This window comes from Paraglaciecola sp. 20A4, assembly GCF_011378905.1.
GTDB lineage: Bacteria > Pseudomonadota > Gammaproteobacteria > Enterobacterales > Alteromonadaceae > Paraglaciecola.
On the sequence record NZ_WTPY01000001.1, the window covers coordinates 599,437 to 610,627 of the forward strand.

Here is an 11,191-nt window from a genome sequence, read left to right on the forward strand (position 1 = left end):
AAATACTATAGGCATAAAAAAAGCCGGCAAGCCGGCTTTAAAATTCAAGATTAAAATTTATTATTTTTTTAATTTTTTACGAAGCGCTAAACCCATTAGACCTAAGCCCAAAAATGCCAGTCCAGCGGGAGCAGGAACTTCACGGTTAGTTAGGCCTACTACAATGTTATCAAACTCACCGGCCACACCTGATGAAATAACACGTAGACGCGTAAACGCTTCATCTACGGTAAAATTGATATTCACGTAAACGTTAGATTTATCAGACAACCTATCGCCTTCAACGCCACCAACTAAATCTAAGATCTCTTGTCCGTCAATACTGTCTACTAATACATCTGAAGCTGAATAGAATTCAAACGTATTGTATGTATCAATTGAGCCCCAGTAAAAGCCTAGATAATCAATGCTAGAACCAGTAAGCGAAGATTCAAAATTGCCGATATTAGCCAAAAACGCAGTGTAATCAATGTCTACGTAACTATCTACACCGCGTACTTCTGGTGTGGTGTAGGCGTAACATGTGCTGTCTCCAGCAGGTGCAGCAGCAACATTGTGCTCAGAACCTGTGCGCACATTCAAAACTGATGATGTACTGGGCATAACTATTAATGGTGAGTTGATTGCACAACCCGTAGATTTACCCGCAACGTTATAACTTTCTTCAGGGGTTAACGGTAAGCCAGCAATTGCAGTGGCTTTGTCGAACGTTTCAACAAAGAAGCCGTCGCTCAGTGCATTAATCGTATTATCAGCGTTAACATTTAAACTGGTTTGGCCTGAACCGTCGGTGGCTGTTTGACCGCCTAGAGTAATTACAGCTGCACTAGCATGTTGTGTTGTGGCAATGGCCAAAAGGGCTGCTACCGAGTAAAACTTCGCTTTCTTAAATAAACTTGTCATAGGTTACTCCTTAACTACTACCTAACTGCAAACTGTCATTTGGACTGATAACAATGCATTAACTAGACCAACTTCAATAATTCCTTTTAATTCAATCTATTACCATATGTGGCAGTTGACTTACTAAAAGCGCTGTAAAGAAAATGGACATATCTCACATAGGTTGTTTCTATGTGCATACGTTATAAAACGTTGCTCATTATAACCGCACTTTAATATTTCGCAATGCTGTTTTTTTGTTCAATTTATTTAAGCTTATTGTTCAAATGCAAAGGGCAAAATATCATTCATCGTTAGGGTTTTTATTTCGCCTTCGCTGGTGGCCATATGGACTAAAGTCTCTTTGCTTGCGAACTCGAAAATTCGCTGACGACAGCCGCCGCAAGGTGAGCAAAAGTGTTCATTTGGACTAGCGATTAATATTTCCCTAACGTGCCTTGCTCCACCTGCTACCATCGCAGCTAGCGCATTGCCTTCCGCGCATTGGCCTAATGGGAATGATACGTTTTCTACATTGCAGCCAATATATATTTCGCCGTCTTCAGCGACTAAAGCTGAACCGACTCTGTAATCAGAATATGGGGCATGAGCTTTAGCCTGTACATCTAGGGCTGCATTAAATAAAGTTTGTAAGTCGGTTTGTGGCTTGTTCAAAATAGCACCGCTTGTTTTTATGGTAGCCCGCTAGTGTGCATTATTTTTACAACTTGATACAGTAGAACGCAATTTTCGGGCTGTGGTTGTCTTTACATTTCCCGCTAAATACGCCACCCTGCCATATAATCTAACGTCACTTTCTGGCTGATTTTGCTTTTTATCGCCATCACTTTTAGGTCAAGCGTCGCACATTCTTATGCAAAATAAATTTCTCTCTCTAATATTGTTAGGGTTGTTACTTGGCGGTTGCGCCAATGGCAATCAAGCTCAGTCTAGTCAAGCTCAAATGAGTAATTTACTTCTCGCTGAACCTGCGCCCATGAGTGTGCGTTCACAAATGGCCATTGCACGTTATAGTCAAATTTTGGCTAAAGCGCCGTTAGAAGATCAAGAACGAGCGGAATTACTGCATCAACGCGGCATGTTATATGACAGTGTAGGGTTGGCAGGTTTAGCCCAATACGATTTTGATAACGCTCTGCGATTAAAACCTGATATGGCTGAAGCGTATAACTCTTTAGGAGTGCACTACACTCAGCAAATGAACTTTATTCAAGCTTATGAGGCATTTGATGCCACATTGGATATTAACCCCGATTATGAGTTCGCTTTTTTAAATCGCGGAATTGCCCTTTATTACGGCGGACGTGCCGACTTAGCGGTGAATGATTTTGGCGAGTTTTATCGCAAGGATGAATCGGATCCGTATCGAGCGCTGTGGGCTTTTATTGCGCACAGCGAACTGGATAAAACGCAAGCATTGATGGCGTTGAGTGACAACCGCGAAAACTTGGATGAAGATAATTGGGCAACGCACTTAGTCGACCTCTATTTAGGTCGAATTGATGAACAGGCACTACTGAATGGTTTAATTCAGGGGGTAACGAGTCAGCAGGAATTAACCGACCGCTTATGTGAAGCCTATTTTTATCTTGGTAAGTACAATTCAGCTCTTGGTAATCGCGGTGTCGCCTCTAACTATTTCAAGTTAGCCCTGAGTACCAATGTGTTTGAATATGTTGAACACAGATACGCGCGCTTAGAGCTTGATATGCTGCGTGATGAAGCGGTAGCGGAAAGTGAAGGTCAATAAACAACACCATCACTTAACATTATAACTGGTGCTTAAGACCAGCCTTTATTTACTTTGCCTTATGGCCTGGGCTTCTGCTGGGCACAGTGATGTTATCCGTTACTTGCCCTTTTTGACCTCTCAAGTAAATACCAGCGAATTCCCGCTACACTTTTTATATAGAGCTTACCAAGCTGGTGATAATCAAGCACTGGCGCGCTTAAGCCAACGAGCAATAACCGAAAATAACGCCTATTGGTTGCATTTTGCTAAATTAGCGGGCTCTCCTCAAGCGCAGCAATATTTTTCGCACGTTCAGGTAAATAATGGTCGAGGTAAGGCATCGCGTAAAGCGCTGAGTTACGCCGCAAAGCGCGGAGATATTGATGCGCAAATAGCCCTATACCATTATTGGATTGCTAAAAGCGAACCGCAAAAAGCCCAGCACTGGCTGGAGATAGCGGCACAGCGAGACCCAGCAAGTGCAGTGTATTATGCAAAGTGGCTGTCCATATCAGGAAACGAGTCACAGGCTATTGAATTATTAAATAGGGCCGTGCAGTTGGGGAGTGCCCATGCATCCCGTTTACTGAATATGCGGGTTAATTCTGCGTTAGTGGGGCAGCGCAAGTCAGAGTCTACAGCATTGAACCGTAAACGCTCAGCAACCCATTGTGTTCAACAGCTACAATTTGTTGCGAGTACCTTACAATCTGTGTTGCAAGCTGATGAACTCATTGAGCAGTTTAAAAGAGACACTCGATTACAAGGGTTACCCATTTGTGCTAATACTCCTATTTGGTTGGCGGAAAATGCCCTAACGTGTTCCGGCAATTGGCAAGGCGAGGGGCGTTTAGGCTGCGATATGATCCAACTAAGTCAGTCACTGACCCGTGAACGTTTTACCCATGTAGTGGTGCTAGCACATAATGGCAAAGCGAATGTTCACAATGGTGTTATGTTTCTAGACAGACAAGATGATTACAATGTGTTTGTGCATGAACTTGCTCATTTTTCCGGTTTTGTTGATGAATACCCACTGTCTTCAGGTCTTGCTATGGCCATATGCACCGGCAGTGACGCGCCTAACTTGCGACTCAGCAACCCAAATGAAAAGCCTGACGTGCATGACTGGCAAAATTTGCTGAAAGGTAAAGCGCTGACAATCAGTCAATCCCGAACCTGTGATAATCATCAAGCTCAAGCCTATAAACCCAGCGCTAAAATGACTTTTATGGAGTTTTACGATGTGCCGTATATTCCAGCGATTTATTTACGCGCGTGGGCTGAGCGGTTAGCAAATAAGTCACTATTAACGCCTGCTTACATAAATTTTTATCAAGGATTTGATGCCAGTGGTAACGCTGAACAAGGCGGCTACTGGCGTTCGCGCTATCAACAATTCCTACAAGCGGATTAAACTCAAAAAGAGGATTTAACGGGAAGTGTGATTTTTGCTCGCACAGTCGGTATACTACTCTGACGATTTACGATGTTTGTGGTAACCAACTTAGCACTATGAACCAAGCTCTTTCAATTGGTACGGTGGATTATCCGTTTCCAGCAAAACCAGCGCGATTAACGGTTGCTCAGCAACAAGATTATATCGACAAAATAAAACACCTACTGGTCGAAAAAAATGCCACCCTTGTTGCGCATTATTACACCGATCCTGAAATTCAAGCCTTGGCGGAAGCTACCGGCGGCTGTATTTCTGACTCCTTAGAAATGGCACGTTACGGTCGAGATTGCGATGCGCAAACCCTCGTGGTCGCGGGTGTGCGATTTATGGGTGAGACCGCCAAAATACTCAGCCCGGATAAAACCGTGATTATGCCAACCCTTGAAGCGACGTGTTCATTGGACATTGGTTGCCCTGAGGATGACTTTTCGGCTTTTTGCGATGCTCATCCTGATCATACCGTCGTTGTGTATGCGAATACTTCTGCAGCGGTAAAAGCCCGTGCTGATTGGGTAGTTACCTCAAGTATCGCCCTTGAAATTGTTGAGCATCTAGACTCACAAGGTAAGAAAATCATTTGGGCCCCAGATCGTCACTTAGGTGCTTACATTGCTAAAGAAACGGGTGCTGACATGCTAATGTGGCAAGGTGAATGTATTGTTCACGATGAATTTTCAGCCAAAGCACTGCGCGAGATGAAGCACCTTTACCCAGATGCAGCGATATTGGTCCATCCTGAATCACCAGCCAGTGTGGTTGAATTAGCAGATGCAGTTGGCTCGACTACTCAACTAATTAATGCATCACGCACACTTCCCAATGAAACATTCATTGTGGCGACTGACCGTGGCATTTTTTATAAAATGCAGCAGCTTGAGCCAAACAAAATATTTCTTGAAGCTCCTACCGCGGGAAATGGTGCAACCTGCAAAAGTTGCGCGCATTGCCCGTGGATGGCCATGAATGGTTTGCAAGCTATCTACGAAGCGCTAACGCAGCCAACAGGCCATGAAATATTCGTCGATGATGAATTACGTCACAAAGCCTTAGTACCACTAAACAGAATGTTAGACTTTTCTGCTGAACTGAAAATGAAAGTGACCGGTAACGCATAGTTGCTCGTTCTGACCTAAAGAATAATGTGCAAGCCAGCTAATGCTGGCTTTTTCATTTTTCGGCCACATCTACACTATAGAGTTTTGTTTTAATCCCACTATTTAGGAGTGTTTCATGCCAGATTTAAGCCGTTATAAAGGAATTGTATTCGATATGGACGGAACGTTAATCGATTCAATGGGCTCTCATGCAATAGCATGGCAAAAAACATGCGAGCATTTTGGTTACCCCTACGATAAGGAATACATACATGCACTGGGCGGAGTACCGACACGGGAAATAGCTAAGCTGCTGAATGAAAAATACGGCCAAAATCACGATTTAGACAAAGTATCCGAAGTAAAGCGTCAAGCATGGCTCGCGTTAGATGATGATCTAACCGTTATCGAAGACACTTTTAAGGTTATGCAGCGTTATAAAGGCGTACTCAAAATGGGAATAGGCACAGGTTCAGAGCGAGACAATGCCATTCGCATGCTGACGCGAACAGGTTTACTCGATAGAGTTGAAACTGTGGTGACATCTTCTGATGTGAAAAATGGCAAACCTGACGGTGAAACGTTTTTAACCGTAGCGAAAAATATGGGGCTTAGCGCCTCTGAGTGCGTAGTATTTGAAGATACAGATATAGGCCGCCAAGCAGCAAAAAATGCCGGTATGGACTGCATCATGGTCATAGACGGTAAAATTGAATTACCGGCGTAATTCGTATTATAAATACGTCTAGAGGCGGTGAGTTCAATAAAATTCCGATAATTGAACAATAAACCACCGTCTTACTCGCTTATTCACAGTAAACACTTGCGCAGCTAGGCTGTTTTCCCTAACATACGCGCCTGCTTAAAAGCTTGTCTGAATATTGCGCTTGGTGATTTAAAGACGGTAAAGCAAAAAATCCGAAATGTAAGTACATTTACATTTCAACAATTTGGAGAGGTGGCTGAGTGGCTGAAGGCGCACGCCTGGAAAGTGTGTTTAGGGTTAAACCTAACGAGGGTTCGAATCCCTCTCTCTCCGCCAAATAGTGAAATAAGTGGGCACCTCATTTGAGGTGCCCATTTTTTTTGATCTGGATATAATATCCACGAGCGGATAATTTCCTCCTACTACCTTTACACTTTTTTTATGAACACGTATCTCATTGATTATACTAGCTAAATAGGCTTTTACAGCCTCCGGGCGTGAACTCGCTAAAGTATCAAAGCTATCACCTATGAATTGTTCAATTTGTTTACTGCCATAATTCCAAATTTTTAGAGATGCTTCGATTTTTGCTTTTTCGACCTTTAGCTCCAACGTTTTGATTTGTTTTTGCAGATTGTCCATGTGCGTAGAAAGGGTGTCGTCAAATGTTATTTTTTTTTCTGAAATTAATGTCCAAAGATTATCTGCTTTCTCTTTTATACCCACTATTTTTTTATTACATAAAAGGATTTCATGGTTAACATTATTTTTGTCTGTCGTATTCTTAGATCTAACAAAGGTTGTTATTTTACCAAGTCTTTCAGGCGTTAATATTCTCTTTTTAAGAACGTTTATGATCGCGGATTCTATTTTATCTTTAGGAATTCTAGGTGCGGAGCAAGAGTCCACATCTCTCGCTAATTTTTGCCCACAGGTGTAGTACCTATATTTTCCACTTTTGCCTGTACTTAATCGAAATCCTGCACCGCACTCTGCACATTTTAATATTCCGGTTAACAACGTAGGATTACTGATACCTTTAGATTTATGAGTACCCGGTCTTCGTTGAGTTAGCCCCAGACCTACAGCATCAAATATTTCTTTGCTTACTATACTTGGCACTTTAACAGGTACTTGAGAGTACTTTGGTGTTTTATTATCGCGGCATTTACCAAAAATTTTAATGCCATAATAAGATGTCTCTCTTAATAATCGATCTACATTATTATAATTCCATTGACCTCCTCTAAACTTAACTCCTTCGCGATTTAATAAGGTGGCTATCGCTTTAATGCCCATAGGAAGGCCATTGTTGCCATTTAGCGATAAACTAAATAATCGTTTAACAATTTCAGCCTCTTCTGTGTCGACCACTAGTATTTTTCTATCCTTTTGACCTGAAGTCATCTCTTTAGGTGCAACAATAGATTTATATCCAAATAAGGTTCTTCCGCCAGTATGAAACCCAGCTTTGGCTGTTTCGGTCAATCGATCACGCACAGTCTCACTATTTTGCTCGCTTTGATTTTCATTTATTGCGCCAAACAAAGCTGTGACTAACCTTGCCGTTTTTCTGTCTTCCGGGATTTGGTCATTAACTGAAAAAAGTTTAATGTTAGCTAAATCCAGAACATGTTTGGTTTGCAACATCTCTAGGTTGTTTCTACTAAACCGAGATAAGTTATATGTAACAATACCTTCGAATGTCGGAGATTCTGCTACCGCATCTGAAATCATTCTTTTGAACTCATGCCTAACACCGTTGAACGCACTAAAACCGGAGTCGCAGTATTCCATTACTATTTCATGGTTATTTGCTTTCGCCCAATCATTAATTTGTATTCTCTGTCCTTCAATCGAATCCCCTTCAGAAGCTTGTCTTTGGGAACTAACTCTTACGTATGATACTAATTTCATTATTTAACTCCAAAATATCTAATTTAGTGTCAGCGCTATTGGATGCTAAAATTTGCTTCACAATATTTTGTAAAGCCAATTCTTCTTCTTTTGAAATATCTTTGTTAGAAATTTCATTTGAGCTGACAAATTCAAATTTGTATAACTCAATAAAAATGTTCTTGTTTGCCATCCTAATAGCACTCCGTGACTTGTGTAAGTACTAATTTAGTGTGGACAAAGTTTATTTTAATTCAAGCGATTTATTTTTTTAAGTGATTGAAAAATAACATTAATATAGTTGATCTATTAATTGGGTATATTCATTTATAGTTTGTTTTTTTAAGAAAAATAAGATTTATCAAACTGTTGTAACGTAATAAAATACACTAAGAATATAAGGCATAAAATATTGTTTATAACCTAATGGGATTTTTATTATTGAGGTGATAATTAAACAATCTTAGAGTGTTTAATAAATTGAGTATGTCGTTGGTATTTTTAAGAACGAACTAGCTTCTTGAGGATTGGTTTTATTCATTAAGGTTCTTAAGAGTGCATATTCTCAATTAATGCACGACTTGTTCTTTATCATTGAACCAGTGTTCTCGTTAGGTTGAAACACTCTGCGCAATTGAATAAATCATTTGCTGATTGCTTTCTGCGGAGAATTGAGTTTCTCGTTTCTACTCTTTTAGAAAAGAACTAATAAAACTGGAGCCAGAGTAGAATTACTGTGATGAATAGACTGACATCATATGATAAATTATTTCCTTGCCCTCAAAGCCTCGTTGCGAGGCTTTATTCTATCAAGAGTCAGAGAAGGCTAGCTTCAGTAACGAACTCTCCATCTCGCCATTGGCCTAATGTTCTTCGGCCATCTGGGGTTATGCGCTCAAGGAATTCAGGATAATCGGGGCTTTTGCCGTATAGCGTTTGTCCTTCGGCCAGCAATTGCATTGTTAACTTCCCCGATTGACTATCACGCTCTATCTCCTCGGAAAGTGCTATCACATCTAACGTTTTATACATCATGGCTCTCCTCGCACATTAGTTGTCTTACACTTTCTATCTCAAACAATTAGCACGCAATAGCATGGTCTTTGGCGAAAGCTTGGATTTTGGCTTCGGTTCGACTGGGGACAGTAGCGTAGCGGCAGAAAAAATCAAAGATACTAGCGCCAACTTGCTGAATTGCTCGTAAGTCATTCAACCCGACATAAGCGTTAAATTGACGTCCATCCAACGTGGGAGCTTGGTTGGCGTTGCTCTGCTCTTTAGCAAAGGCTGAAGTACCTCATTTTCCATTGTTGGCGCTTCTATTTTTATCGCTGATTTACTGTGTGGCATTTAGTAATTACCTAGATTAACTCTGTTAAAAGTATAGCGCAGCATCACCAAATCGCCATGACTGACGTTTTTAAATATAAAAAGGTGGCGCAGGCCAACCACTACAACAGTGGTTAATTGGTATGCACGGTGTTGTTCACTTTAGCGGGAATAGTGCTCCAAGTTGATAGTTATGGAGGCATTTTGAACTGCTCATCTGTTCTGGCTTAAAAATTCCTGCTCTTTAGCCAAGCAGGCGGAACATTACTGTTTCATTTATTAACTAAACCTTACGAAAAAACTAACGTACTTATCGTTACCAATCTGAAGTTCACTGAATGGTCAAAAGTGCATGTTTATTCGAATGTTACAGCGGTATTGGTAAGCTGGTAACTCTTCATTGCCACTTCATCTAACGGGTAATCACCGCTACAGATTTAAAAATAAAAGGAGAATAAATCTAGAAATTAAAACATGCTTATGGTCATATAAAACAACCTAAGTTGAGCAGTTTTAAGTATAAGTTAACAGGCGGACTTGTATGCTAAAATCGCCAAACTGTTTGGCAGAGAAACAGAACGAGAAAATAATGAGAATCATTGATAAGGCACTTCGTTGTGCTGACGTAATAATTTTCGGCTTGGTAACAAAACAGCTATCACCAATTCAATAGAAGTCTCCAAGGCACCCTCAAATATAATAATGGAACTTAGCCGCAAATATGGAAATCAATAAAATTAGAGAGAGTATTGCCCTCCACAACGGGCTTCAAAACATAGATGATATCTATACGTTTTACTATGACGAGACAAATAATATCAGGAAGTTATACCTATCTGATTTCGGTCTTAACGTAGAGCAGGAAGACAATTTTGTACTCGCTGGAATCGTGCATAAAGGAACACATCACAATTCAGATTTCGCCTCCTTATTCGATACATTAAAGCTTCAAAAAACAGCAAAGGAGTTGAAGTTAAAGCATGTTGCGAAAGGTAGCTTCATCGATATGCTCAAATCTCGAAAGCTCAATAAAATTTTGGATTGGCTATCTGAAAATGGCTTTTATATTCACTATTTTAACTTAAATATCGTTTATTGGTCTGTGATTGACATTATTGATTCGATTATCAGTGAAGCCGAAAATTCAACGTTCATTATTAATCACCTTCAATTGAAAGGTGATTTCTACGAAGTTATCACATCTACCAAAGTTGACTTCTTGCGAGAGCTAAATCATTTTAATTACCCAGATGTGAAACAGGAAAAATTCCACGCATTCTGCAATTGGATGATATCTCTCGTAAGGACACATAGCGACATGTTGCCGAATCATCGAGCTAACATGCTTCAAAACCTTTTTGAAGAAGCTCTCACATTAGATGACCTTCCTTTTATTTCAGGGGGGCATGGTAAAGAGTTGATTAATAATTTCTTGATTTTCTATCTTCAGAAACTATATATTTTCAAAAACTCATGGCATATATTTGATGAAGAAGAGCAAATTCAAAACCTGATTGAGGGTATTTCATGGACTGACAATGGAAATCCGCTTAAAAACTACGAGTTTGTGAATTCCCATGACAATAGCGCTGTTCAGATCTCAGATGTCATAGCTGGATTCCTTGGTAAATACTTCACGTATTTAAAAAACGTGAATTCTAATCAGTTAAGGGTAGATGTAGTAAGCCTCGATGAACAACAGGTAAATACATTTGTGGCATTAAAGCGATTAATCGACCATTCAGATACTTTGAGTAGAGGCCTATTCACGGTTGTTAATAGTGAAAACGAAAGAATAAAACACGACTTATTTTACAAGTCATGCTGCTTATAACTACATCCGCAGAACACGAATGTTGTCTCCGATATTTCTGCTTTTAGGCTGGGTGTCCAGAACAATAATCTAATAGCTGGGAGCTAATAAAAGTCATTCGACCTGAAAAGAAATTAGTCCCATTTTCTTCTAATGTTCTAATACAATAACAGCCTCATTTGCCACGGCAAGATCATGAACGTTTTTTGAACAAAAACAACATTATTTGACGGGCTGATGTCGCTGTGATCTTATACTC

12 protein-coding genes and 1 tRNA gene are annotated in these 11,191 nt (G+C 40.3%); 7 read left to right on the forward strand and 6 right to left on the reverse strand.

What is annotated here, in order from left to right:
* Window positions 1–60 precede the first annotated feature (60 nt).
* Complete coding sequence (locus GQS54_RS02390) at window positions 61–903, reverse strand: PEP-CTERM sorting domain-containing protein (RefSeq protein WP_166422392.1); 843 nt, start codon at window positions 901–903, stop codon at window positions 61–63.
* A gap of 255 nt (window positions 904–1,158) precedes the next feature.
* Entirely contained in the window at window positions 1,159–1,557 is a 399-nt protein-coding gene (locus tag GQS54_RS02395; protein ID WP_166422393.1) for a cytidine deaminase, read from the reverse strand.
* 199 nt (window positions 1,558–1,756) lie between these two features.
* Here GQS54_RS02395 and nlpI point away from each other — a divergent pair, with 199 nt between their 5' ends.
* The 5 genes from nlpI to GQS54_RS02420 all read left to right on the forward strand — a co-directional run bounded on the left by nlpI (window position 1,757) and on the right by GQS54_RS02420 (window position 6,230).
* Window positions 1,757–2,653, forward strand: coding sequence for a lipoprotein NlpI (nlpI, locus tag GQS54_RS02400; protein ID WP_166422394.1), 897 nt, complete (start codon window positions 1,757–1,759; stop codon window positions 2,651–2,653).
* A gap of 61 nt (window positions 2,654–2,714) precedes the next feature.
* A complete protein-coding gene (locus tag GQS54_RS02405; RefSeq protein WP_166422395.1) occupies window positions 2,715–4,052 on the forward strand; it encodes a sel1 repeat family protein in 1,338 nt (445 codons plus the stop codon).
* Between the two features lie 98 nt (window positions 4,053–4,150).
* Window positions 4,151–5,209, forward strand: a complete 1,059-nt coding sequence (nadA, locus tag GQS54_RS02410; RefSeq protein WP_166422396.1) for a quinolinate synthase NadA — start codon at window positions 4,151–4,153, stop codon at window positions 5,207–5,209.
* Between the two features lie 115 nt (window positions 5,210–5,324).
* Window positions 5,325–5,915 carry a beta-phosphoglucomutase family hydrolase gene (locus GQS54_RS02415; protein WP_166422397.1) on the forward strand — a complete coding sequence of 197 codons (591 nt, stop codon included), beginning with the start codon at window positions 5,325–5,327 and terminating at the stop codon, window positions 5,913–5,915.
* A gap of 225 nt (window positions 5,916–6,140) precedes the next feature.
* Window positions 6,141–6,230: transfer RNA gene (locus GQS54_RS02420), tRNA-Ser, on the forward strand.
* Here GQS54_RS02420 and GQS54_RS02425 read toward each other — a convergent pair.
* The 4 genes from GQS54_RS02425 to GQS54_RS02440 all read right to left on the reverse strand — a co-directional run bounded on the left by GQS54_RS02425 (window position 6,198) and on the right by GQS54_RS02440 (window position 9,140).
* The gene (locus GQS54_RS02425; protein ID WP_166422398.1) at window positions 6,198–7,811 is read right to left on the reverse strand and encodes a recombinase family protein; all 1,614 of its coding nucleotides are present in this window, start codon (window positions 7,809–7,811) and stop codon (window positions 6,198–6,200) included. The genes GQS54_RS02420 and GQS54_RS02425 overlap by 33 nt on opposite strands.
* Complete coding sequence (locus tag GQS54_RS02430; RefSeq protein ID WP_166422399.1) at window positions 7,783–7,983, reverse strand: hypothetical protein; 201 nt, start codon at window positions 7,981–7,983, stop codon at window positions 7,783–7,785. The genes GQS54_RS02425 and GQS54_RS02430 overlap by 29 nt, the downstream gene beginning before the upstream one ends.
* A gap of 623 nt (window positions 7,984–8,606) precedes the next feature.
* Window positions 8,607–8,825: a hypothetical protein gene (locus GQS54_RS02435; protein ID WP_240919799.1), complete on the reverse strand. Its 219-nt coding sequence runs from the start codon at window positions 8,823–8,825 to the stop codon at window positions 8,607–8,609.
* 174 nt (window positions 8,826–8,999) lie between these two features.
* Window positions 9,000–9,140: a hypothetical protein gene (locus GQS54_RS02440; protein ID WP_166422400.1), complete on the reverse strand. Its 141-nt coding sequence runs from the start codon at window positions 9,138–9,140 to the stop codon at window positions 9,000–9,002.
* A gap of 246 nt (window positions 9,141–9,386) precedes the next feature.
* On the opposite strand from GQS54_RS02440, the gene GQS54_RS23170 reads away from it, so the two are divergent.
* Together GQS54_RS23170 and GQS54_RS02450 are read left to right on the forward strand one after the other, a co-directional pair.
* Entirely contained in the window at window positions 9,387–9,512 is a 126-nt protein-coding gene (locus tag GQS54_RS23170) for an ATP-binding protein (RefSeq protein ID WP_240919809.1), read from the forward strand.
* A 328-nt stretch (window positions 9,513–9,840) separates the two neighbouring features.
* A complete protein-coding gene (locus GQS54_RS02450; RefSeq protein WP_166422401.1) occupies window positions 9,841–10,953 on the forward strand; it encodes a DUF3800 domain-containing protein in 1,113 nt (370 codons plus the stop codon).
* Window positions 10,954–11,191 lie beyond the last annotated feature (238 nt).

Coding starts and splice junctions, on each gene's coding strand:
- GQS54_RS02390 (WP_166422392.1), bottom strand. CDS start 903: ATGACAAGTTTATTTAAGAAAGCGAAGTTTTACTCGGTAGCAGCCCTT.
- nlpI (WP_166422394.1), top strand. CDS start 1,757: ATGCAAAATAAATTTCTCTCTCTAATATTGTTAGGGTTGTTACTTGGC.
- GQS54_RS02405 (WP_166422395.1), top strand. CDS start 2,715: ATGGCCTGGGCTTCTGCTGGGCACAGTGATGTTATCCGTTACTTGCCC.
- nadA (WP_166422396.1), top strand. CDS start 4,151: ATGAACCAAGCTCTTTCAATTGGTACGGTGGATTATCCGTTTCCAGCA.
- GQS54_RS02415 (WP_166422397.1), top strand. CDS start 5,325: ATGCCAGATTTAAGCCGTTATAAAGGAATTGTATTCGATATGGACGGA.
- GQS54_RS02425 (WP_166422398.1), bottom strand. CDS start 7,811: ATGAAATTAGTATCATACGTAAGAGTTAGTTCCCAAAGACAAGCTTCT.
- GQS54_RS02430 (WP_166422399.1), bottom strand. CDS start 7,983: ATGGCAAACAAGAACATTTTTATTGAGTTATACAAATTTGAATTTGTC.
- GQS54_RS02435 (WP_240919799.1), bottom strand. CDS start 8,825: ATGATGTATAAAACGTTAGATGTGATAGCACTTTCCGAGGAGATAGAG.
- GQS54_RS02440 (WP_166422400.1), bottom strand. CDS start 9,140: ATGCCACACAGTAAATCAGCGATAAAAATAGAAGCGCCAACAATGGAA.
- GQS54_RS02450 (WP_166422401.1), top strand. CDS start 9,841: ATGGAAATCAATAAAATTAGAGAGAGTATTGCCCTCCACAACGGGCTT.